This is a genomic window from Psychrobacter sp. 1176_08, assembly GCF_052850615.1.
Genome location: NZ_VXCU01000003.1, coordinates 326,271 through 350,291 on the forward strand (window position 1 = coordinate 326,271; position 24,021 = coordinate 350,291).

The 24,021-nt window shown below is 44.4% G+C and carries 23 protein-coding genes; 20 read left to right on the forward strand and 3 right to left on the reverse strand.

What is annotated here, in order from left to right; genetic code table 11:
- Positions 1-192 precede the first annotated feature (192 nt).
- From FW759_RS05745 to arfB, 6 genes are all read left to right on the forward strand, one after another.
- Positions 193-1,998: an acyl-CoA dehydrogenase gene (locus tag FW759_RS05745; RefSeq protein ID WP_095570413.1), complete on the forward strand. Its 1,806-nt coding sequence runs from the start codon at positions 193-195 to the stop codon at positions 1,996-1,998.
- A 23-nt stretch (positions 1,999-2,021) separates the two neighbouring features.
- Positions 2,022-3,038 (forward strand): NADP-dependent oxidoreductase, encoded by a 1,017-nt coding sequence (locus FW759_RS05750; RefSeq protein ID WP_446442404.1) that lies wholly within the window; start codon positions 2,022-2,024, stop codon positions 3,036-3,038.
- A gap of 3 nt (positions 3,039-3,041) precedes the next feature.
- Positions 3,042-3,824, forward strand: a complete 783-nt coding sequence (locus FW759_RS05755) for an SDR family NAD(P)-dependent oxidoreductase (protein WP_353670049.1) — start codon at positions 3,042-3,044, stop codon at positions 3,822-3,824.
- A 99-nt stretch (positions 3,825-3,923) separates the two neighbouring features.
- Positions 3,924-4,685 (forward strand): SDR family oxidoreductase, encoded by a 762-nt coding sequence (locus tag FW759_RS05760; RefSeq protein WP_095570310.1) that lies wholly within the window; start codon positions 3,924-3,926, stop codon positions 4,683-4,685.
- Between the two features lie 214 nt (positions 4,686-4,899).
- Positions 4,900-5,658 (forward strand): HpcH/HpaI aldolase/citrate lyase family protein, encoded by a 759-nt coding sequence (locus FW759_RS05765; protein ID WP_446442405.1) that lies wholly within the window; start codon positions 4,900-4,902, stop codon positions 5,656-5,658.
- Between the two features lie 176 nt (positions 5,659-5,834).
- Positions 5,835-6,248, forward strand: coding sequence for an alternative ribosome rescue aminoacyl-tRNA hydrolase ArfB (gene arfB, locus FW759_RS05770; protein ID WP_095570312.1), 414 nt, complete (start codon positions 5,835-5,837; stop codon positions 6,246-6,248).
- A gap of 19 nt (positions 6,249-6,267) precedes the next feature.
- Here arfB and FW759_RS05775 read toward each other — a convergent pair whose 3' ends face one another.
- Positions 6,268-7,467 carry a sugar transporter gene (locus FW759_RS05775; RefSeq protein ID WP_446442406.1) on the reverse strand — a complete coding sequence of 400 codons (1,200 nt, stop codon included), beginning with the start codon at positions 7,465-7,467 and terminating at the stop codon, positions 6,268-6,270.
- Positions 7,468-7,917: 450 nt separating this feature from the next.
- On the opposite strand from FW759_RS05775, the gene FW759_RS05780 reads away from it, so the two are divergent.
- The gene (locus FW759_RS05780) at positions 7,918-8,550 is read left to right on the forward strand and encodes a hypothetical protein (RefSeq protein WP_131400643.1); all 633 of its coding nucleotides are present in this window, start codon (positions 7,918-7,920) and stop codon (positions 8,548-8,550) included.
- A gap of 221 nt (positions 8,551-8,771) precedes the next feature.
- Here FW759_RS05780 and FW759_RS05785 read toward each other — a convergent pair whose 3' ends face one another.
- Positions 8,772-9,407 carry a TetR/AcrR family transcriptional regulator gene (locus tag FW759_RS05785; RefSeq protein ID WP_446442407.1) on the reverse strand — a complete coding sequence of 212 codons (636 nt, stop codon included), beginning with the start codon at positions 9,405-9,407 and terminating at the stop codon, positions 8,772-8,774.
- A 323-nt stretch (positions 9,408-9,730) separates the two neighbouring features.
- On the opposite strand from FW759_RS05785, the gene FW759_RS05790 reads away from it, so the two are divergent.
- The 4 genes from FW759_RS05790 (at position 9,731) to FW759_RS05805 (ending at position 15,519) form a co-directional block, all read left to right on the forward strand.
- Complete coding sequence (locus tag FW759_RS05790) at positions 9,731-10,882, forward strand: acyl-CoA dehydrogenase family protein (protein WP_443508289.1); 1,152 nt, start codon at positions 9,731-9,733, stop codon at positions 10,880-10,882.
- A gap of 92 nt (positions 10,883-10,974) precedes the next feature.
- Positions 10,975-12,183, forward strand: coding sequence for an acetyl-CoA C-acetyltransferase (locus tag FW759_RS05795; RefSeq protein ID WP_446442408.1), 1,209 nt, complete (start codon positions 10,975-10,977; stop codon positions 12,181-12,183).
- A 56-nt stretch (positions 12,184-12,239) separates the two neighbouring features.
- A complete protein-coding gene (locus tag FW759_RS05800) occupies positions 12,240-14,429 on the forward strand; it encodes a 3-hydroxyacyl-CoA dehydrogenase NAD-binding domain-containing protein (protein WP_446442409.1) in 2,190 nt (729 codons plus the stop codon).
- Positions 14,422-15,519 carry a CaiB/BaiF CoA transferase family protein gene (locus FW759_RS05805; protein ID WP_446442410.1) on the forward strand — a complete coding sequence of 366 codons (1,098 nt, stop codon included), beginning with the start codon at positions 14,422-14,424 and terminating at the stop codon, positions 15,517-15,519. Before FW759_RS05800 ends, FW759_RS05805 begins: the two co-directional genes overlap by 8 nt.
- Positions 15,520-15,589: 70 nt before the next feature.
- Here FW759_RS05805 and FW759_RS05810 read toward each other — a convergent pair whose 3' ends face one another.
- Complete coding sequence (locus tag FW759_RS05810; protein ID WP_062844876.1) at positions 15,590-16,270, reverse strand: GntR family transcriptional regulator; 681 nt, start codon at positions 16,268-16,270, stop codon at positions 15,590-15,592.
- A gap of 256 nt (positions 16,271-16,526) precedes the next feature.
- Between FW759_RS05810 and madL the strand changes: the two genes are divergently transcribed.
- The 9 genes from madL to mdcH all read left to right on the forward strand — a co-directional run bounded on the left by madL (position 16,527) and on the right by mdcH (position 24,012).
- The gene (gene madL, locus FW759_RS05815; protein ID WP_131400646.1) at positions 16,527-16,931 is read left to right on the forward strand and encodes a malonate transporter subunit MadL; all 405 of its coding nucleotides are present in this window, start codon (positions 16,527-16,529) and stop codon (positions 16,929-16,931) included.
- A 74-nt stretch (positions 16,932-17,005) separates the two neighbouring features.
- Entirely contained in the window at positions 17,006-17,767 is a 762-nt protein-coding gene (madM, locus tag FW759_RS05820; RefSeq protein WP_446442411.1) for a malonate transporter subunit MadM, read from the forward strand.
- A gap of 62 nt (positions 17,768-17,829) precedes the next feature.
- Positions 17,830-19,485 carry a malonate decarboxylase subunit alpha gene (mdcA, locus tag FW759_RS05825; RefSeq protein ID WP_446442412.1) on the forward strand — a complete coding sequence of 552 codons (1,656 nt, stop codon included), beginning with the start codon at positions 17,830-17,832 and terminating at the stop codon, positions 19,483-19,485.
- 43 nt (positions 19,486-19,528) lie between these two features.
- Positions 19,529-19,846, forward strand: coding sequence for a malonate decarboxylase acyl carrier protein (gene mdcC / locus FW759_RS05830; protein ID WP_095570322.1), 318 nt, complete (start codon positions 19,529-19,531; stop codon positions 19,844-19,846).
- Positions 19,839-20,756, forward strand: coding sequence for a biotin-independent malonate decarboxylase subunit beta (locus FW759_RS05835; protein WP_446442413.1), 918 nt, complete (start codon positions 19,839-19,841; stop codon positions 20,754-20,756). The genes mdcC and FW759_RS05835 overlap by 8 nt, the downstream gene beginning before the upstream one ends.
- A gap of 4 nt (positions 20,757-20,760) precedes the next feature.
- The gene (gene mdcE / locus FW759_RS05840) at positions 20,761-21,477 is read left to right on the forward strand and encodes a biotin-independent malonate decarboxylase subunit gamma (RefSeq protein WP_446442414.1); all 717 of its coding nucleotides are present in this window, start codon (positions 20,761-20,763) and stop codon (positions 21,475-21,477) included.
- Between the two features lie 94 nt (positions 21,478-21,571).
- On the forward strand, positions 21,572-22,276 hold the full coding sequence (mdcG, locus tag FW759_RS05845; RefSeq protein ID WP_446442415.1) for a malonate decarboxylase holo-[acyl-carrier-protein] synthase: 705 nt from the start codon (positions 21,572-21,574) through the stop codon (positions 22,274-22,276).
- A complete protein-coding gene (gene mdcB, locus FW759_RS05850; protein ID WP_446442416.1) occupies positions 22,227-23,114 on the forward strand; it encodes a triphosphoribosyl-dephospho-CoA synthase MdcB in 888 nt (295 codons plus the stop codon). Before mdcG ends, mdcB begins: the two co-directional genes overlap by 50 nt.
- Positions 23,092-24,012 carry a malonate decarboxylase subunit epsilon gene (mdcH, locus tag FW759_RS05855; protein WP_446442417.1) on the forward strand — a complete coding sequence of 307 codons (921 nt, stop codon included), beginning with the start codon at positions 23,092-23,094 and terminating at the stop codon, positions 24,010-24,012. Before mdcB ends, mdcH begins: the two co-directional genes overlap by 23 nt.
- Positions 24,013-24,021: the final 9 nt, after the last annotated feature.

Genomic DNA, 24,021 nt, shown 5'->3' on the forward strand with positions numbered 1-24,021 from the left:
GGCACAGCAAGCAAGAAAAATTTGTACCAGTCTCGCGTCATAATGTCTGGTATCCATTTTATTCAGTATCGATAATATGTCTTATTTGACCATAATTATGTCATAAATGACAATACGGTAGCGTGTGAAATTGGCTTAGTATCTATGGATACCTCATTTTCTTTTGTCAACAAGCACAGTAGCGAGACTATTATGGCAGCAGATACCCTTATCAACGACTTTGAATTACCGTTTCAATTGTATGATGTACTGGGTGCTGAAACGCTGACCCAGCATCCCAAATTTGCAGAGCATAGCCGTGAGACGTTTGACGCGGTATTAAATACTGCAAACAAAATGGCAACCGATTTGTTTTTACCGCATAACCATATCGCAGATAAAAACGAGCCACAGTTCGACGGCAAAAAAGTCAGCATGATAAACGATGTGAAAGTCGCGTTTGATGCGTATCGTGAGTCAGGTTTTATCGCCGGTCGTTATAATTTCGAAGATGGCGGTATGCAATTACCTGAGACGGTGATGACGGCAGTGGCAGGCTATTTTATGGCGGCCAATCCTTCAACTACGGCCTATCCTTTTTTGACCACTGCTGCGATTAATGTGATCTCACATTTTGCCAGCGATGAGATTAAAGCTGCTTTTATGCCGCGAATGCTAACGGGTGAGTTTACCGGAACGATGGCATTGACAGAGCCGCATGCTGGCTCGTCGCTTGCTGATATCAAAACCACTGCCGTCAAACAAGCCGACGGTTCGTACCGAGTCAAAGGCAGTAAGATTTATATCTCGGGCGGCGATCATGAGCTGTCTGACAATATCGTCCATTTGGTATTGGCCAAAATTCCTGGTGGCCCTGGCGGTGTCAAAGGGATTTCTTTATTTGCGGTGCCAAAGTACCGATTAAACGATGATTTATCGATTGGTGAGCGTAATGATGTCCATCTAACGGGACTCATTCATAAACTGGGTTATAGAGGCGCGACGTCGACAGCATTGAGCTTCGGTGATGAAGGCGCGTGCCATGGTTACCTCATCGGTGATGAGCATTTTGGCCTGCGTTATATGTTTAAGATGATGAATGAGGCGCGTATTGCTGTGGGTTTTGGTGCGGCAATGATTGGTTATCGCGGTTATCAGTATTCGCTAGATTATGCCAAAGACAGAACACAAGGCAGGATTGCACCCAATAACAAGCCTGAAGATGATGCGACTGCCATCATCAATCATGGTGACGTCAGACGGATGCTACTGGCACAAAAAGCCTATTCTGAAGGCGGCATTTCATTGTGCTTATACGGCTCAAATCTGATCGACCGTATCAATACTTGCGAAGATGCCACGTTAAAAAACGAGCTGTCAGAATTACTGGATTTATTGACGCCAGTATTAAAAGCATGGCCGTCTGAATATGGGCCAAAAGCCAATGATTTGGGTATTCAGGTATTGGGCGGGGCAGGCTATACCCGCGAGTATCACGCCGAGCAATTTTGGCGGGACAATCGTCTCAATCCCATTCATGAAGGCACAAATGGCGTGCAAGCCTTGGATTTGTCATTTCGCAAGTTATGGCAAAAAGGCGGTCTTGGTATTCAAATCCTAAAACGTGAAATCACACAGGATTTGGAAAGTATCACCACGGCAGAGACGGCGAAGCTGGCAGGTAAATTGACACCTTACATGGGTGAGTTGCATGAAATTTTGATGCATTTGAGTAAAGTTTTACAAACCGAAAAAGCAGTTACCTTAACGGGCAATGCGCAGGCACTTATGAATATTTTTGCCTCGATAGTCGTGGCGTGGATTTGGATTCGCCAAGCCAGTAAAGCAGAACAGCTGCTGAGCAATACAGACGATACTGAGCAACGAGATTTCTATCAAGGCAAGATACAAGCAGCAAAATATTTTATCGATTGGGAATTACCATTAGTCAAACGCGATATCGCAATTTTAACCAATGACAATGCTGTTTGCACAGACATGCAAGCTGCGTGGTTTTAAGAGTCTCTCTAAGGATAAGAGTCATGACAAGCATGAATAAGCAATGGCGGCTAAAAACAAGACCCGTGGGTGAACCGAATGCTGACACATGGGAGTATACCGAGAACGAGGTGCCGACCATTGAAGATGGACAGTTACTGATAAAAATTGACTACATCTCTATAGATCCTGCAATGCGTGGGTGGTTGAACGATGCAAAATCTTACATCGCGCCTGTAAAGGTTGACGATGTCATGCGAGCAGGCACTGTCGGCGAAGTGATTGACAGTAAGCACGCAGATTTTGCCATTGGTGACTATGTCTCAGGTCACAATGGCGTGCAGTCGTATGCGGTGAGTGACGGTACAGGAATATACAAAGTCGATCCAAATCTTGCACCACTGTCTTATTATTTGGGCGTTTTGGGTATGCCAGGGATGACAGGGATGACAGGGTATTTTGGGTTATTAAAAACAGGCGAGCCAAAAGCAGGCGAGACCGTTGTGGTATCGGGCGCGGCGGGCGCAGTGGGTAGTCTGGTCGGTCAAATCGCCAAAATCAAAGGCTGCCGCGTCGTTGGTATCGCAGGCGGTCGTGAGAAATGTCAGTTCTTAGTCGATGAACTTGGCTTTGACGCCGCGATTGACTATAAAAACGAAAATGTAAAAAAAGCCCTCAAACAAACTTGTCCAGATGGGGTCAATGTATACTTTGACAATGTGGGCGGTGATATCTTAAATGATGTGCTGACTCAGATTAATCTGCGTGCGCGTATCGTCATTTGCGGCGCAATCAGCCAATATAATAATACTGAAGCAGTCAAAGGCCCTTCAAATTATCTGTCACTACTGGTCAATCGGGCGCGCATGGAAGGGATTGTGGTATTTGATAATGTTAAAGAATATCCAATTGCTATGAAAGAGATTGCAGGTTGGATTCAATCCGGCGACATCAAAGTGAAAGATCATATCGTTAAAGGTATCGAAACCTTCCCTGAGACATTGATGATGCTGTTTGAAGGGAAAAACTTCGGTAAATTGGTTCTCAAGGTAGAGGAATAAATCATGACATTAAGTAAAAATGGAGTGGCATCAGACGTAACAGGTAAACGCATTTTAATCACAGGCGGTGCATCAGGCATTGGTGCTGCCAGTGCACTGCTGCTGGCAAGTCGCGGCGCAAAAGTTGTGATTGGCGATTTGGCAGAGACACTTGGGGCGGCGGTTGCTAAGCAAGGCCAAGAGGCAGGCAATAGTATCGTATTTCAAAAAGTCGATGTGACAAGCGGCAATGAGGTGCGTGCGTTATTTGCTTTTGCCATGCAAGAACTTGGTGGCCTTGATGTCGTGATAAATAATGCGGGTATCGACCATCAGCCTGCGCCCATGCATGAGCTGAGCGATGAAGACTTTGATCGCAATATTGCCGTCAATTTAAAAGGGGTGTGGCACTGTATGCGCGCCGCTGTCGCTTGTATGGCATCCAATGGCGGTGGGCATGTGATCAATGTGGCCTCCATCGCAGGCTTGCGCTCCGCACCCATGCTATCGGCTTATAGTGCTGCCAAACATGGTGTGATGGGGCTGACCAAGTCTGCTGCCCACGAGTATGCACGCGTTAATATTCGCTTCAATGCGGTATGTCCAAGTTTTATTGATACGCCAATGGTACGCAACACCATGGCAAACATGACTGAGCGCGCGCAAGAAGCCACCATCAAAGCCAGTCCACTGCGTCGTCTGGGCGAGGTTGATGAAGTGTCAGGCGCGATTGCATGGCTTGCCAGCGATGAGAGTACGTTTATGAATGGTCATGCCTTTACACTTGATGGTGGGATGGTGGCCTAGCTGGCTTAATGTACCTTATTAAAAAAATTGATACTAAATTTGGCGGTGCTGCGAGATTTTTTTCATCACTGCTAATTTAAAAAAGCATAAGGAGTTATCATGAAAGATTTATTTAATTTAACAGGCAAGATTGCATTGGTGACGGGCGCGAGTCGCGGTATTGGCGAGTCTATTGCGCGTCTGCTTGCGTCAAGAGGGGCGCATGTGATCGTGTCTAGTCGTAAGATCGATGCTTGCCAAGCGGTCGCAGATAGCATCAAAGCTGACGGTCATAAGGCCAGTGCGTTTGCTTGCCATGTGGGGGATATGGCGCAGATTGAAACGATTTTTGAGCATATCAAAAGTGAGTTTGGTCAGCTTGATATCTTGGTCAATAACGCGGCGGCAAATCCTTATTACGGTCATATTTTGGATACGGATTTGGCCGCTTTTGATAAGACAGTAGAGGTCAATATTCGCGGTTATTTCTTTATGTCGACGGCCGCTGGCAAGATGATGCGCGAACAGGGTGGCGGTGTGATTTTGAACACGGCATCGGTTAATGGTTTGGTGGCAGGGGATAAGCAAGGGATTTATTCAATTACCAAAGCCGCTGTCATTAGCATGACCAAAGCCTTTGCCAAAGAGTGCGGGCCTTTGAATATTCGTGTCAACGCTTTATTGCCAGGTTTGACCGATACCAAGTTTGCCTCTGCTCTTACAACCAACGATAAAGTCTTAAAGATGGCGCTGCATTCCATACCGTTAGGGCGTGTGGCTGATCCAGATGAAATGGCTGGCACAGTATTGTATTTGGTGTCTGACGCGTCAAGCTATACCACGGGCGCGACAGTAGTCGTCGATGGTGGGATGCTGGCCTAACTAGCAAGCTGTGAAAAATGGTTTACAGAATAAAAGTCATTATCAGGCTCAAACCCGAAACCGCATGAGATTAAATTTCGTGCGGTTTTTTTGACTCACTTTTTGATGTACATGCCTAAAGTAAGGTATCCTCAGACAAAACATAATCACTCAAAAAAAGTATTGATATATCGTCAATCCAGTATTGAATAAATATATTTATAGGAAATCAAATATGAGTTTTGACAGTGGCGATAATAATAAAGTAGAAATTTTTGCTCAAAACAACACATGGCTTTTTGTCCCTGCAACGCGTCTCGACCGAATAGAAAAGGCGTTTGCCAGTGGCGCTGCGGCAGTGATCGTAGATTTAGAAGATGCTGTCGCCCAAGAAGATAAAGCGCAAGCGCGAGATGCCTTAAAAAAATACCATGACGATCAAAACGAGAAGCACACTTATCAGCCGATTTGGTTGCGTATCAATCGGGCAGGGACTGAGGCGTTTTTTGAAGACTTGGCATTGTGCCAGCAAATGCCCAAGCTGGCGGGCGTCTTATTGGCAAAAGCAGAGCAAGCTGGCGACATCGAGCATGTTTATCAATTCACAGGATTGCCCGTCATTGCACTGATAGAGAGCGCCACCGGCTTATATCAAATCGACAGCATGGCAAAAGCCACTGGTCTTGCTGCCTTCAGTTACGGGTTTTTAGACCTGTGTAATGATTTGCGCGTGCAAGTGGGCACGCCTTCAGCCGACCTTATTGCCAATCAGATTCGTTATCAGTTTATTGTAGTATCAAAGGTGCACAAGCTAGCACCGCCAATTGACACCATTTATCCTGATTTTAATGATGAAGTAGGGTTACGCACTCGCGTACAGTTATGGTCACAAATGGGCATGTCAGGAATGCTGTGTATCCATCCCAAGCAAGTGGCTACCGTGCAGCAAGCCTTGCAGCCGACAGAAAAGCGCTTGAGTTTGCCAAGCGGGTAATCGAGGAGTACGAGCGAAGTGGTCAGGCGGTATTTAAAATAGAAGGCGAGATGGTCGATGCACCAGTCATTGAGCGCTGCCGTCAGCTGTTGGCTCAGTAGCAGGTAAGTAGATAATACGTTATCATGAGCCCCATAGCGCTATTATCAAGCCCATCGACCCTATAAAAGAACTCTATGATTTTTATCAGTAATACCATTAGCCTAAATGATAATGACGTGGACATCAGTGCCATGCGCTCGCAAGGGGCGGGCGGGCAAAATGTCAATAAAGTTTCCTCTGCGATTCATCTGCGCTTTGATATCCTTGGCTCAAGTTTGAGCGATGCTCAAAAACAGCGTTTGCTGGACAGTAAGGATAGCCGAATCACCAAAGAAGGGGTGCTGATTATCAAGGCCCAGCAGTTTCGTACGCAAGAAAGAAACAAGATTGATGCGTTTGAGCGATTGCAGAGCTTTATCATAAAAGCCACTCATGTGAATAAAACCCGCAAACCCACCAAACCGAGCAGAAATGCCAAGCGCAAACGCGTGGATCAAAAGACCCAACGCGGCAAGACCAAAGCCTTGCGCGGCAAAGTGGATTATTAACAATCGCGCTTTTTACGTCTTAACCAAGTCTTTTACTCAGCTCGGGGAAGCGCTTTATCATAAATAACATCAATAGTAGGGCGATGCTAGCAATCGCCGCCCCAACGTAGCCCACGCTTGATATAGAGATATGCGTCACTGCATAACCGCCGAATAACGCGCCCGCACCAATACCTAAATTGATAATACCTGAGAACATCGACATCAGCATGTCTTGCGCATTCACATCCACCATGATGACTTTGGCTTGCATGGTGATGATAAGTAACATCAACGCGGCTCCCCAAAGTAACGCAATCAGGCTAAGCGCCCATACCGAGGTGACGGCCAGCAATAGCACAAGCATCGAGCCGAGCATCAGTATCGTCGACATTAACATCAACTGAGTATTTAAGTGATCTCCCCAGCGACTGAATATCCAACTGCCCAAAATACCAGCGGCACCGAACAGTAACAGGACGAAAGTGGCTAAATTCTCACTAATGGAGCCGACTTGACGCATAAACGGCTCAATATATGAGTAAGCGGTGTAGTGTGCCGTAAAGACGAGTAAGATAAGCAAATACAAGCAGACCAATAATGGGTTTTTGAGCAATTCTGGGATTTTTCTAAAAGACCCTTCAAACATACTTGGTAGGGTTGGTAAAAGCCTCGCTTGGAGAACAAAAACGATGAGCGCAATCACGCCGATACCACCGAAGGTCGCGCGCCAGCCAAACCATTGACCAATCACTCGTCCTAAAGGTACACCCAGTACCATGGCCAATGACGTACCGGTTGCCAGCACACTAAGCGCCATCGCTTTTTTGCCTTCTGGTGCCACACGTATAGCGATCGCCGCCGTGATTGACCAAAATATCGCATGAGATAGCGCGATACCAACGCGACTGATCAGCAAGACATTAAAACTCCATGCAAACACAGAAAGGATGTGGCTGACAATGAAGACAGCGAATAAGCCCAAAAGCAAACGCTTGCGCTCAAATCGACTGGTCAGCAGCATAAGTGGCAATGACATCGCTGCGACAATCCAAGCATAGAGTGTCAACATCCAGCCTGTTTCTGCCGTGGTGATTGAGAAATCTTGCGCAATGTCACTTAACAATGCGACAGGAACGAATTCTGTGGTATTCATGATAAATGCGCTAACGCCCATCAAAAATACTTGAAAATACTGAGTGCGGCGAGCATCTGCGCTCGCCTCAAGGGTGTGTTTCATAAGATCCAATACAAAGAAGGAGCTAATACAGCAAAATGAGCCAAAAAGCGGTATAAAAAATACTAAGGAATATAAGAGTGGAGGGGAAGATACCAAGTCAAAAGCATAAGTTAAAGTAGTTTTTTGCTATTTCGGTTGGATTTCTTTTATCTTAAGTGGCCAATTGTATGAATTTTAAAAACAGCCCTTGTATCAGTATTTATTTTCTATTAGCTGATATGCTATCATCAATGCATTATCCATCGTGGGTTTAACAGTTTTGTATTGCCAATCATTATTGTCATCTAATGAAAACGTACAAACCTTGCAACTTCCAGCACGATGTAAAATAATTCTGGTAAAGCGCATGAGCCTGTACTCCGACACCTCATTTGTGCCAATTTATTTGCCTATTTGGGCTTATTTCATACTTTTTCGTCGGAGTTACAGGAGCCAAAGGTGTTTAATACTATGAATTACACTGTCAATCAATCCCCATATACCCGTCGTTATCAGCCACGTCATCTTCTTGCACACTATGCCATCGCTCAAATAGATACGCTTAAACTGCGCTCGCAAGATATTATTAAAGCCATGGACTATCCGTTAAAGCATACGATACCGGCATGTGATCGACTGCGTCATGTACTGTCTAGCAAATACCTTGGACTTGATGGTAGCTATAGTGATAAATATTTTACAGCTGATGAATTCCTAGCAACGCTATTTTCGGTGCTTGAAATCCCTTACGAGCCATTTGCAGAAGACATTGCTCAGATTAAATACGATTTGATACATTCTGACAATCCTGTGTCAAAATATAGCTTACGAGCGCAGGTTGAGTTCGAATTTAATGATGCCAATTGGATGGCGCGTGGTAATGCTGCACGTTTGGCTCACATACGTCTTCCAGATGGATTTGCCGAATTAGAAGAGGCAGAGCGTCATGTGATTGTGAAAGAAAGTATCTGTGAGCACTATCAGCGTTATGAAGGTAATTTGCCTTTCGAGGGAATCATCAAAGGCTATGAGCTAATGACTGAGCAGAATAATAAAGTGGTCGATAGTTTAGAATATGGATTGCCAAAATCGAGTAGTGTGTAAATATTTTTTATAGTATAAAAGACTGATTTAGTTATGCTATAACTTCTGATCAAAACCTATAAATATATTAGCCACAAGTACAAATATATTAAGTCCAATGAAGCCTCATTTTATTATGAGGCTTTTTTTTATCTATTTTAGGACGAGACACATAAACTATATATTTGATGGACCATTACTATAAAAGCCATCGTGAATTAAAAAATCTGTAATCTATCTGATCACACAGGCTTAGAGATGGCTCGCCACAGCATATTGAATAAGGCATCGAATTCAGCATTGATAGGGGTGTCAGTCTGACGAATGATATGCATCAGCCCAAGGCGACTGATAAAGCCCATAAACACATCAAAAAGTATATATAGCGGTACGGTATCGTTGAGTACGCCGCGATTTTGCCCGTCCTCCAGTACCTCTAAAAACGCGCCAATCAATTCTTTATTTTCATAAATGGCAATATTACGAATGTGTGATGCTGATACAGAAGACAGCACCATGACTGCATCAGGATGTGAATCTACAAAATCAAAACATACCCATAGCGTCTTACGCAGACGATCTTGCACACTATCAATGCCTTGCAAATGATCCATGATGCGTATGGCCAATCTACCCAACACAATATCCATAATGGTATAAAAAAGCGTTTGTTTATCACCAAAGTACTTATAAAGCGTTTGCAGAGAAACATTAGCAGACTTGGCGATTTGCGCCATGGTGACTTCATTAGAATCGACGCCAGCGAACACTTTACGTACTGCTTTTTCGATCTTACCTAACGTCGCTGGTCGCATGTCCGACAAAGGTGCTAACACTCGAGTATCAACGAGTTGAGAAGTTTGAGTAGTCTTAGTCATATTTTATGAGGCCTTTACTGTCGTGCTCTGTGAATGGTTTTTATTTTAATCATACCGTCCATCCAACCTAAAAATGATACATAAGGTGAATCAAATCGGAATGGTTGCACCAAAGAAATAGATTAAGGTAATTAATATTACCATTGATTTTTAATTAGTTGCGAAATTATTTTTATTATCCTAGTATAAGTTTTGAATTCATTAATAATTAAAGGTTTTAATGAGTATCTCATACGGTAATTTGTATTACCGTAATTAAAATTGATTAGTGAATATCCTCTTTTAAATTAATAAGTCACTCAACATCGTCAAGGATAGACACCATGAGTATCGAAAAATTTGTGCCAAACTGGATGACTGAAGAGCATCAAATGGTTTACGACAGTGCGTTAAAAATGTTTAAAAGCTGGGAAACAAAAGATGAGGAATGGCGCAAAAACGGCATGATTGACCGTGCAGCGTGGGAAGAGGCGGGCGCGATGGGGTTCTTGTGCGCTTCAATACCAGAGGAGTACGGCGGCGGCGGTGGTGATTTTGGTCATGAAGCAGCTCTGCTGTACGCACAGGCCGAAGCCAATCAATCGGGTTTTGGTGGTATGGTGCATTCAGGTATTGTGGCCCCGTATATATTGGCGCACGGTACTGACGAGCAAAAAAAAGCATGGCTACCCAAGATGTCAACTGGAGAATACGTTGCCGCGATTGCCATGACTGAGCCTGGTACTGGCTCAGATTTACAGAATATCAAAACCTATGCCGTAAAGGATGGGGAAGATTATATTATCAATGGGTCAAAAACCTTTATCACAAATGGTCAGCATGCCAACCTTATCTTGCTGGCGTGTAAAACAAACCGCGAAAAAGGCGCACAAGGTGTCTCATTAATTGTGGTAGAGACCGATCAAGTAACCGGTTTTGAGCGTGGCCGTAATCTTGACAAAATCGGTCTGACCTCTCAAGACACCTCAGAGTTATTTTTTAGCAATGTACGTGTGCCGCAAAAGAGTCTGTTGGGCACGGTCGAGGGCATGGGTTTTATTCAGATGATGCAAGAGCTGCCACGCGAGCGCTTAATCATTGCTTTGTCTGGCGTTGGTGCGATGAAACTGGCAATAAATTTGACCTTAGAGTACGTGAAAGGTCGTGAAGCCTTTGGCAAACCGATTTGGGCGTTTCAAAACACGCGCTTTAAGATGGCGGAATGCTATGCAGATTATCTGGCTGCCAGCAGTATGTGTGACGCTGCTGTCGATGCCATGTTAGAAGGCAAGTTAACCGTCCCACATGCGTCATTGATTAAATACTGGGTAACACAAAAGCAGTGTGAGGTCATCGATGAGTGTGTCCAGCTGTTTGGCGGTTATGGCTATATGACAGAATATCCAATCGCGCGCTTATATGCAGATGCTCGTGTACAAAAAATTTATGGCGGCACCAATGAGATTATGAAAGAGTTGGCATCACGCTTTATGTAAAAACTGGATCTGAGCACATATAAAGCGATTGTGGTTGGTGCACAATACAGTGATGATACATGATTGATTTATCAAAATAAAAAGGGACTTTTATGACTGAGACTGCTTACATTTATGAGGCTATTCGCACCCCGCGTGGCAAAGGAAAAAAGGATGGTGCGCTCTTTCAAGCATCGCCAATTTGGCTGGTACGTACTTTGCTCAAAGAGATGCAACAACGCCACAATCTAGATACCAGCTTGGTAGATGATGTGGTGCTTGGCTGCGTGACACCAGTGGGTGAGCAAGGCTCTGATATTGCTCGTATTGCGGTCATTGATGCTGGCTGGGCGCAAAGTGTGGCAGGCCTGACATTATCTCGGTTTTGCGCCTCTGGTCTTGAGTCTACCAATCTAGCTGCTGCCAAAGTCATGTCGGGCATGGAGGATATGGTGGTGGCAGGGGGTGTTGAGTCCATGAGCCGTGTCCCGATGGGTTCTGATGGCGGTGCTTGGTACATGGATCCACGAGTCAATGAAGCGACGCACTTTGTCCCGCAAGGAGTGGGCGCAGATACAATAGCAACGCTCAAGGGCTTTAGTCGTACTGACGTTGATGCATTTGCCACTGAGTCACATCGCCGTGCCGCCCATGCTTGGAATGAGGGCTATTATGACAAATCGGTCGTTCCAGTTACTGATATCAATGGCATGATGCTGCTTGCTAAAGATGAAACCGTCCGTCCTAATACCAATGTCGAGACATTAGCTGGCCTCAAGCCGTCGTTTATCATGCCCGGCAAAATGGGCTTCGATAGTGTGATATTAGATAGATACACCACAATTGAAGCCGTGAACCATGTACATCACGCTGGCAACTCTTCTGGTATCGTTGATGGGGCTGCAATCTGCTTAGTCGGCAGCGCAGCAGCTGGTCAAAAAGCTGGTCTTAAACCACGCGCCAAAATCACTATGGCATCCGTTATTGGCTCAGAGCCAGCTATTATGCTGACAGGCCCCACGCCCGCGTGTCAAAAAGCGCTCAGAAAAGCAGGTATGCAGGCTTCAGATATCGACCTCTGGGAGATTAATGAAGCGTTTGCTGCCGTACCGCTCAATACCGCCGATGATTTCGGTCTTTCACTTGATAGGGTTAACGTCAATGGGGGTGCGATCGCCATGGGTCATCCGCTTGGCGCAACGGGGGCAATGCTACTGACCACTGTCCTTGATGAGTTAGAGCGTCGTGATTTAAAAACCGCGATGATTACGCTGTGTGTGGGTGGCGGTATGGGGATTGCCACTATCATCGAGCGTGTTTAACTTCTTTCTCAAATAGACTAAAACGCACTATACAAAGAATCATTTAAGGGATAAAAATGATGACAAATAATCAGACAACAGATAGCGTAACAGCAATTAACAAATTAGAAAACTTCTCTGCCCAGCGTGATAATGATGGTATCGTTACCGTCACGATTGACCAAACCACGCGAAAAATGAATGTTATCGGCAATGGCTTTACAGAGTCTTTTGCCATGATGACAGATAGCATTATCTATGATGACGCTGTAAAGGGACTTATTCTTACCTCTGCTAAAGACACCTTTGTGGTTGGTGCGGACATTGACCAACTGGCTCATATCGAAACGGCCGAGCAAGCATTTGCGCTGGTCGAAGCGCTTAAGGGCAGCCTGCGCAAGCTTGAAACATCAAGCAAACCTGTGGTTGCCGCCATGACAGGAACCGCATTAGGTGGGGGTCTAGAGTTGGCATTGGCGTGCCATTATCGGATTGCAATCGACTCACCCAATACCAAGTTGGGCTTGCCTGAGGTCAAATTGGGCTTACTACCTGGTGGCGGTGGTACTCAGCGTTTACCACGTCTAATAGGTATTCAATCGGCACTTGAGCTAATGACTCAAGGTAAAGCGCTGCGTCCAACGGCGGCAAAAGATTTGGGTTTGATTGATGCCACAGCGACTGATTATGTAGACATGATGAGGCAAGCTAAAACATGGATTAATGCCAACCCTAATGCACAGCAACCATGGGATAAAAAAGGCTTCAAAATACCTGGTGGCGATAGCAAGCATCCAAGCGTAGTACCAATCTTTTCGGTGGCGCCTGCCATGGCCAATCAAAAATCCCATGGCAACTATCCCGCGGTTATTCATATTATGTCTTGTGTGTTTGAAGGCTGCCTAGTCGATATCGACACAGGACTTGAAATTGAGTCGCGTTATTTTGCCGCTTGTGTGCTGTCTACTGAATCGAAAAACATGATCAATACACTCTGGACCCAGCTCAATAGCATCAAAAAAGGTCAGTCTCGTCCTCAGGGTATCGCACGTGCAAAAACCAAAAAGGTGGGTATTTTGGGAGCAGGCATGATGGGCGCAGGTATTGCTTATGTCACTGCTAAGGCTGGCATCGATGTTGTCCTGTTAGATACTGAGATAACAGCTGCTGAAAAAGGCAAAGCATATTCTTCTAATGTTTTAGATAAAGCCATTAGCCGACAGCGCGCTACCGAAGAGAAAAAACAAGCACTCTTAAAACGTATCAAACCAACCGTTTCTTACGATGATTTGGCAGATTGTGACCTTATTATCGAAGCGGTGTTTGAAAATCGTGATATCAAAGCCAAATGCACACAGCAAAGTGAAGCAGTGATTCCCAAAACTGCGGTTTTTGCTTCTAATACTTCAACCTTACCTATTACAGGATTGGCAAAAGCCAGTACGCGACCAAACCAGTTTATCGGTCTGCATTTTTTTTCGCCAGTTGACAAGATGCCGCTCGTTGAAGTCATCGTAGGCGCGCAAACTGACGATGTGACTTTGGCAAAAGCCTTTGATTATGTGGGTCAAATCGGCAAAACACCCATTGTGGTCAATGACCGTCGTGGATTCTACACCTCGCGCGTCTTTGGTACCTATGTCACTGAGGGTATCGCTATGCTGAGTGAGGGCGTACATCCACGCAGTATCGAGGTTGCTGGTATGAAAACAGGGATGCCCATGCCACCTTTAGCATTACAAGATGAGGTGTCATTGAGTCTTGCGTTACACGTCAGTGAGCAGCAGCAACGAGATATGGAGGCAGAAGGCAAACCGACCACGGTACGCCCATCGTATGACGTACTCAAAACACTGGTACAAACCTATAAGAGAGAAGGTAAGAAAAACGGCAAGGGCTTCTATGAGTACTTGGACAATGGTGACAAACAATTATGGCCCGAACTGATGACCCTGTATCCACCCCAGCCTGAACAGCCATCTCGGCAAGATTTGATTGATCGTTTGCTGTTCATTCAAGCTAATGAATCCGCCAAATGTTATGAAGAAAACGTCGTTCGCTCTGTCGCTGATACCAATGTAGGTTCTATCTTTGGTTGGGGGTTTGCACCTCAGCACGGTGGTACGCTCCAGTTTATTAATGCCATGGGTTTGGACACATTTATCGCCCGCAGTCGTGAGCTTGCCACTATATACGGTGAGCGTTTTGAGCCTGCGCAAATTTTGTTAGAAATGAGCGACAAAGGTGAGGTGTTCTCTGATGACTGATTTGATCAATGAGACTATCGTAGATGCGATGACTGATTGCCTACAAGGATTGCGAGTGGTGGATCTGACGCGCAATTTGCCCGGACCGTTTGCCACGCGTCTATTGGCGGATTTGGGTGCAGATATTATCAAGATTGAACCCAAAAGTGGTGACCCTGCTAGGGCTTTTGGCAAAATGTTTGAGGCTTTAAATCATGGTAAAACCATTAAACAATATGACTTTCGTGACGCTAAAGACATTGATTCGATCAAAGCACACCTAAAACAAGCAGATGTCATGTTGGATAGTTTTCGACCTGAGGTGCTAAAAGGTATGGGACTCGATGCTTCAACGCTTCACGCGATTAATCCTAAATTGGTGATCGTATCGATTACAGGGTACGGCGTCACAAATGGGACAGCAACTACTAAAGGCAGTATCAATCATGACTGGGCACATAATGCTGGTCATGATATTAACTTTATGGCCATGAGCGGTGTCCTTGACCAGTTAAAGACGGCGCAAGGCGAGCAGGCGATGCCGAATGTTCAGTTCGCTGACTTGGCGGGTGGCAGCGATACCGCTGTTATTGCCATACTTGCTGCTGTATTTTCTGCGCAACGGACAAACAAAGGTCGTCATATTGCTATCAGTATGACTCACAGCTTATACCAGCATTTGGTCATGACAAAAGCTACTGGTGCATTTATCCAAAGCATTTCAGGTAAGTGGCCCATGCCGCAACACGATTTTGTAGGCGGTGCATTGCCTTGCTATCGTTTATATCAAACGGCCGATCATCGCTACATGGCTGTGGGGTCGCTGGAGCTAAAGTTTTGGCAAGGGCTATGCGAGATGCTGGAATTAACCGAGCTCAAAAACAGCCATTGGCAACTTGGTGTCATGCCAAATACTGACAAGAGCCAGTTATCCATCAAGAAAATGGCAGAAAAATTTGCTAGCCAAACGTTTGCTCATTGGCAACACGTGTTTGCAAATACTGATGTGTGCGTCACTCCTGTCCTCAACTTAAGCGAAGCCAAAAAACATCCATTATTTTCCCATCAAGATGAGTATGAAGCGACCTTAGGATGGCAACAAATTCAATAGTGTCAATGACCATTGAATTTAGCGCCTATGTTTGTCATCAGTTTTGCTTTTATTATCAGCTCTGTGCTTATTATTGGTTTTGTCCACTCTCATTGAGATTCATGGTGGCAATCAAATCTGTGAATTTATGCCCTTGCACTGAGACGTGGGCTTTTAATATGGTTTCAGCCAACTCTTCATCATGATTGATAATAGCATCTAGGATACCTTGATGCTCTTTAAAAGAGTGTCGCATCCGATTGCTCACCCGCAGTTGTAGCCGTCTATAAGGGTGGAGTCGATTGTGCAAATTAATCGCTTGCTCTATCAAAAATCCGTTATGACTGAGCTGATAGAGAAAAAAATGAAACTTACGATTGGCTTCGTAGTAATCTTCTGGATTGTCTTCTAACAGGTACTCTTCGCAAAGATTGTGCAAAGCCAGAAGCTCTGCTTTTTCTGATTCACTGATTCTTCTCGCGGCCAATCTGCCACACATGCCCTCAAGCTGCGCCATGACCTCAAACATCTCACAAAGTGTCACTACATCTAAAGTAGGGACAATTGCCCCTCTACGCGGACGGATTTCTACCAGTCCTTCAGAAGACAATAGCTTTAACGCCTCGCGAATCGGGGTTCTCGACACCCCATATCTTTCACACAATTCCGCTTCATTCAGTTTTGTGCCAGGCGGAAAATGTCCATAAATAATATCATCTTCTATCTTTTTGCTAACTTGCAAAAATAGAGGCAGCTCATCGATTAAACTCATAAAAACCCTTTTTGTATACAAAATATATAGATAATAAATACAATTTCGTTGCGCTTTCCCATAAATTGTTTTAGATTATAGCAAGTCAGCGGAAATAAGCAGTCTTTTGAACGGACAAGTTTTACCAAGATTTGTGACGTTACAGGAATGAAAGACCGTTTTTACCTCTGCTTGCCGCTCGCTTTTATCTAATGCGACCTCTATCTCAAACGGACTGTTGATAGAGACTCTGCAACTATAATCAAGGACGATTATTATGATCATATATGGCACTGCTTTATTAGCAGTTAGTTATCTTCTCGGCGTTTTTCTTGGTGGACTATTAGGAAAATTATTAGGCGTTGATGCCAATATTGGTGGTGTCGCTATCGCAATGATTCTACTCATTGTTGGTAAAGAGATGCTTGCCAAAAGAGGCTACCTTCCTAAAACGACTCAATTCGGTGTTCTATATTGGGCAGGGATGTATATCCCTATCGTTGTTGCTATGGCGGCGGGTCAAAACGTGGTCGCTGCACTATCTGGTGGAATGGTAGCGGCAGTTGTCTCTGTTATTGCGCTTATTGCAACTATCTTTGTCGTACGCTTACTCAATAACATCGGAAATGATTACGATACCTTTACTTGGGATGAGACTGACGAACCTCGTGAACAATTATGAGTGTTTCATCAGTCTTATTATCATGTCATAAGAGAACTAAAACCACTAATTTAATAGCGCAATGGAGTAATTAAATGGACTTAATTATAGAGACGCTCACTAAAAATGCCTTTGTCACGGCGCTTGCAATCACAGGTCTTGTGATGCTTTTCTCCCAAGTACTATCAAAGTACCTTACTAACAATAAACTGCAAGCCTCTGCTATTGCAATTACGCTTGGGTTAGTTGCCGCCTACTTTGCTGGTTTATATACTGGTGGCGAAAAGGGCATTTCTGATATAGCAATTTTTTCTGGTTTTGCTCTATTAGGGGGGTCGATGCTTCGTGATCTGGCTATCTCATCAACGGCTTTTGAAGTCGATGTAAAAGAGATAAAAAAAGCTGGAAAAATTGGTATTGTTGCCTTGATATTAGGTTGCGTCATACCATTTGTGGTAGGGGCAGGTGTCGCATGGTCATTAGGGTATAAAGATGCTGTCTCTATGACTACCATTGGTGCAGGAGCGATGACTTATATTGTAGGACCTATTACAGGGACGGCAATTGGAGCAAGCTCTGATGTGATCGCTTTATCTATTGCCATTGGTTTGATCAAGGCCGTATTTTTTATGATTGCAACACCGCTGCTTGCTCGATTTATGTATCTCAAAAGCCCTCGCTCAGCCATGATTTTTGGTGGTTTAGTAGGAACGACTAGTGGCGTGGCAGCTGGATTGGCGGGTACAGATGTGAGGCTTGTGCCATATGGTGCTTTGGTCGCTACTTTTTATACAGGTCTAGGTGCTTTATTAGGACCGTCTATATTCTTTTTAACGCTAAATGCCTTTTTTGGATAAATAGCCTTTTAATAGCCCGACTTTTGATAAGCAGTTTTTGATAAATAGAAAAAGGGAATCTTATGAACACAACCATAAACGAAACCACATGGGACACACAAAAAACCAAACGGCTGGCAAAGATCAATGCCGCGGCTGACAAGGGATTAAAAAAACTGGTCCCAAATGATAGAGTGGTTGAGCTGCTCGAAACCGTCATTGCTCGTGAAGACAAAGTCTGTATAGAAGGTAACAATCAAAAACAAGCTGACTTTTTGTCCGAATGTCTCTCTCAATGTAATCCTGATGTCCTAAACAACTTGCATATTTTGCAGTCGGTATTGGCATTGCCCAGTCACATCGACATATTTGAAAAAGGGATTGCTAGCAAAGTCGATTTTTCTTTTGCAGGTCCGCAAGCCTTAAGATTGGCAAAATTGGTTCAAAAACAGCAGATTCACATTGGCTCAATTCATACGTATCTTGAATTATACGGCAGATACTTTATTGATTTAACGCCAAACGTCTGCCTAATCACAGCCCATTCAGCAGATGCAGACGGCAATCTGTACACTGGCTCAAACACTGAAGATACGCCTGCTATTGTAGAGTCCACAGCGTTCAAAAGTGGTATTGTCATCGCACAGGTCAATGAGTTGGTAGATGACGTGCCACGCGTTGATATTCCTGCAGATTGGGTGGATTTTGTCATTGTAGCGCCTAGACCCAACTATATTGAGCCGCTATTTACGCGTGATCCTGCTCAGATTACTGATGTACAGATTTTAATGGCCATGATGGTGATTAAAGGCATTTATGCGCCGTATCAAATTAAGCGTCTCAATCATGGTATTGGTTTTAATACCGCTGCCATTGAGCTGTTGCTGCCCACCTATGCCGAAGAGTTAAACCTAAAAGGTAAGATATGTACGAACTGGGCGCTCAATCCGCATCCAACCATGATTCCGGCTATCGAAAGTGGTTTTGTTGAGAGCATTCATAGCTTTGGTTCAGAAGTGGGCATGGATGATTATATTGAAAAGCGTCCTGATATTTTCTTCACAGGCAGTGATGGCAGTATGCGCTCTAACCGAGCCTTTAGCCAAACAGCAGGCTTGTACGCTTGTGATTTATTCATTGGTTCTACTCTACAAATTGACTTGCAAGGCAATAGCTCAACTGCAACGGTCGATCGCATTGCTGGATTTGGTGGTGCGCCAAACATGGGGTCAGACCCGCACGGACGCAGGCATTCGAGTTACGGCTATCTAAAAGCGGGACAAGAAGCGACTGATGGGCGCGTGATTAAAGGTCGTAAGCTTGTGGTACAGCTGGTCGAAACCTTCCGCGAAAATATGAATCCTGTCTTTGTCGAAGAGCTTGATGCGTGGCAATTACAAGAAAAAATGGGCAGTGACTTTCCGCCTATTATGATTTATGGCGATGATGTGACCCACATTGTGACTGAAGAAGGCATCGCCAACTTATTGCTGTGCCGCACGCCAGAGGAACGGGAGCAAGCGATTCGCGGTGTTGCAGGCTATACCGCTATCGGTATGGAGCGCGATCATGAAAAGGTAAAAGAATTGCGCGCGCGTGGCATCATCCAGCGTCCAGAAGATTTTGGTATCGATATCTCAAAAGCAAATAGAGATTTGTTGGCGGCAAAATCGGTCAAGGATTTGGTCAGATGGTCTAACGGCACCTATGCGCCGCCAAGTCGTTTTAGAAACTGGTAATCAGGTTTTAGAAAAGGCGAACAAAACTGCTAAGGATAGAACTATGAACTTAATTAATTATACATTTAAATCAGAACCCTTTGATGTGACCACAAAAGACGTTATTTGCGGTGTGGTAGGCTCAGGCAACCTAGAGATATTAGTCTCAGAGTTAGACGATAGCGAACAAAGTAAATTTATTATCAACACTTCAGTGTCGGGTTTTGATCATATTTGGGAAGCCGTTATTCAAGAATTTGTCAATCGTTATGCGGTTGGCGGCTTACAGTTCGAAATCAACGATATGGGTGCAACTCCTGCGGTCGTAAGTCTGCGCCTGAGCCAAGCGATTAATATTTTAGAGGGGGAGGCACATGAATAATTCAAACAATAAAGACTCACGCCAAGCGCATGCACACATTCAAAAAAGTTTTTATGAAAAGACCGCTCGTAATCGCATTGCCAGTATCGTCGATAAAGACAGTTTTGTAGAAATCCTCAAACCCGGCAGCGTGCCGACCAGTCCCAATCTTGCCTCATTAGACATTACGGGCAGTTTTGATGATGGTGTGATTATTGGTAAAGCCAAAATCAAAGACGATGCGGTTTATATCATCGCGCAGGAAGGCCGATTTATGGGCGGCGCAGTAGGTGAGATGCATGGCGCAAAAATCGTGGGTATGCTACTCAAAGCACTTGAAGAAAAGCCAAAAGCAGTGGTGTTCTTTGTCGACTCAGGCGGTGTGCGTTTGCATGAAGCCAATGCAGGCTTGATTACCATCTCCGAAATCATGCGAGCGATGCTCAAGGTGCGTAATGCAGGCATCCCCATTATTACGGTTATCGGCGGTACGAATGGGGCGTTCGGTGGTATGGGTATTTGCTCTTGTTTGAGCACACACATTATTATGACAGAAGAGGGCCGCTTGGCATTGTCCGGGCCTGAAGTGATTGAAACCCTAAAAGGCGTGGAAGAGTTTGATTCTAAAGACCGCGCGCTGGTATGGCGAGTAACAGGCGGTAAAACTCGTTATCTGCTTGACCATGTGCAAGTGTTGGTCGAAGACGATATTGACGAGATTACTCAAGCAGTTGCAGAAGGCATTCAGTTATCTGTCGCTAATGTAGATTTGGCCTATTTGCAGCAACAGCAGGATGGCTTGCAGCAACAGTATGATCAATGGTTTGGTGAAAAAGACAGCATCGCTATTTGGGAAGCCATGAACATAAACGATCCTGAATCTATTTCTATGCTGAGCGCCAAGCAAGTTAGAGCAATCAAACAAGGATAATATCATGCAAACACAAACTATTTTAGCCGAATTATTTCCCAATGAGCTTGAGTATCAAATTGATAATTGGGTCATACGCGGCAGTGCCGAGACCAAAGCAGGTAAGGTCGAGATTATCGGTACGGTCGATTCGGCAGCCATTAATCAGGCTATTGCCATCAGACTTGCCAATGAAGTCTTGGACGTCATTGCTCAAGGTAAGAAAACGCCCGTTGTCTTTATCGTTGATACGCAAGGACAGGATTCGTCGCGAGCCGATGAGTTGCTTTGTTTAAACAGAACGTTTGCGCATCTGGCCGCTTGTGTCGATTTACTTAGACGCAGCGAACATCCCAACTTAGCGATTATTTTGGGAGAAGCAGTGAGTGGCGGCTTCTTATCTTATGGTCTGATGGCCAACCAAATCTTTGCCCTTCAATCTAGCCAAGTCAAAGTCATGGATCTCAATGCCATGTCAAGAGTCACCAAGATACCGCTAGACAAGCTTCAGTCTTTATCCAAAACTTCGGCAATCTTTGCTCCGGGCGTAGAAAACTTCTATAAAATGGGTGCAGTGGATGAGATATGGGTCAATCTCGATGAGCATTTGGTAGAAAATGCCATTGAATCGCAACGGACGCATATTCAGGACTTTTTGACGGATAATCGCCGTCAGGTCGCTAAAGAAAGAGATGGTCGTCTGCTGTGTAATGAGATTGTAGACGCAGTATTAAGTGCATAGATTCATATTCTCATGTCACTTATATTTATGCCAGTTAGATTTTTATCGCTATGATTTTTATAGTGATGATTAAATAGACGGATAGGTGGTTTGCATGCATCGTCATGACTTAGTCTACTTACAACCAAAAGAAGCATTTACCTTGTTAAATGCTTCTGTACCTTTATCTGTCATCCAAGCCATTGACCACATGATTGAAGCCATGCAGCCTTTCACAGTGTGTCGGCAAAGTACAGCGCACGTCTCAAAAGTAGCCACCAGCCACATAGAAAACCACTGTAAATATAGACTTGCGCTCGAACTGTCTGCACCGCCTCAAGTCGTCACTTTGCCATTGGTACTTGAGACAGTGATACCCAGTCTTCCTAAAAACCTTCAAGAACAGATGCGGTATTTTGTCAGGCAATGTCGTGATTTGAAAGCCGATGTTTATGTATACGGCTCCTTTGCCAATCAATACTTTACCAATCTGCCTTTTGTCACGCCTACATCAGATCTTGATATTTTAATCACTGTTCATGAGATGGATAGGCTGGCTGATATATTGATGGCAATTGAAATCTTTAAGCAATTTGCCTTATCTGTAGCGAACTTGCGAGTCGATGGGGAAGTCAGATTACATGGATATGAAGACGTGTCATTCAATGAGCTCATTCATGCCTTGGTGTCTGATATACCGACCGTGGTCATCAAAACGCTTCATGAGGTTGAGCTACAAACAATAGACGTATTACTAGGATGGAATACTGATGAGTGTGAACGTTTTATCGACGCCCGCAAGCGACGTCTTATTTTCTAAGCAAGCTATTTGTCAGCAAATTGATGATTTTGCGCTTGATGCGTTATATGAAGAGATCAACCTTGAAAACAAACCGGGATTGGTGTGTCCTTCAGGCAATGGCAGTCATTCAGATATGAATTATGATACGTTTATCGCCAGTATCCAATCGCTGCGAGGGTATTTTGCCACACTCAGCGCCTACGGTCATGACAACAAAGATTTTGACGATATAAAAAAAGCAGGCATCGAGCAAGAAATAAAGATGCGCCAAGCGACCAATAATATTAATACGCACAAAGGGGCTATTTTTAACTTGGGTTTTGCTAGTGCCGCGATTGGTAAATGTCTACAAGACAATCAAACACTGACCACACAAAATATTTGTGCACAAATCGTCGAAAGCTGGCAGTATGACCTAATGCATCGACTAGAGCGCAAGGCTGACAGCCATGGACAGCAAATGTATAAAAAATATGGTGTGACAGGCGCGATAGAAATGGTGGCGACGGGTTTTCAAATCATTCAAAACATAGCATTGCCTTGTTTTTATGAGACGCTTTATCGTACTCAAGACTTTGAAAAAGCGGCCATGCAAACCTTGATGACGTTGATAGCATCTCTATCGGACACCAATCTGGTTTGGCGTGGCGGCATGGCTGACTTGACCAATGCGCAGACCATAGCAAAACAGTTCTTACAAGCAGGGGGCGTCCATCAACCTAAATGGCGTCAAGCAGTCAGTACGATCAATGACTATTTTATTCACCGTAACCTTAGCCCAGGCGGCAGTGCAGATTTGTTAGCGGTTACGATTTTCTTTTATAAGGTCGAAAATGAGTTTAATCCTTCTGTTTAGTGGGCAAGGTTTACAAGGGCAGCGGCATATAGAAGAGGTGTTAAATGACACCAGCGCATACGAGCAAGCATTACTAAAAGATATAATGCCAGATCTATTCGCAAATGAGGTGGATAGTACTTTTGCTGGCGAAACAATATTCAGCAACGAGATTGCACAGCCTTTTATTTATACCTTGCAGTATCATCGTTGGCAACAGTTGCGCCAAATGATTGACAAGCCCATCGCTTTTGCAGGCTATTCATTGGGCGAAATAAACGCGTTCTGTTGTAGTGCAGAGCTGGATTTTGAGGCAGGATTGACACTGGTTCAGCAAAGAGCCAAACTCATGGAAGAAGACGTTTCGGCGTCTAGTGGTTTATTATCGGTACAAGGGCTACATAGTAGCGAACTTGAAAAATTACTCTCAGAAACCAACACATACTTATCCATTAAAATTGGTGAAGACCAATTTATCATTGCTGGGTACAATGAAAATCTAAGTCAAGCGGAACAACTGGCGCAAACACTAGGCGTACGAAATACCAAGTTACTTAACGTATCTGTCCCTTCTCATACCATAATGATGCAAGCCGCTGCCGAAAAATTCCGAACCTATACCGACGCAATGACTATGCCAATGATGCAAACCCCTATTATTAGCGCGACTGAGGGTATAAAATACTACGCTGCCAAGCAGGGTCTACAGATTCTTTCAAGTCAAATTGATCATCCATTGGATTGGTATACGTGTATGGAAACCATTCAAGAATATCAGCCCAGTATGATTATCGAAATGGGTCCTGGTAATGCACTCTCTAAAATGATCAACAACTTGATGCCACATCTACCTTGCCGAAGCTGGGATGACTTTCGCCATGTTGATGGCTTGTTAGAATGGGTAGTAAAAAACAAATAGACGCAAGTG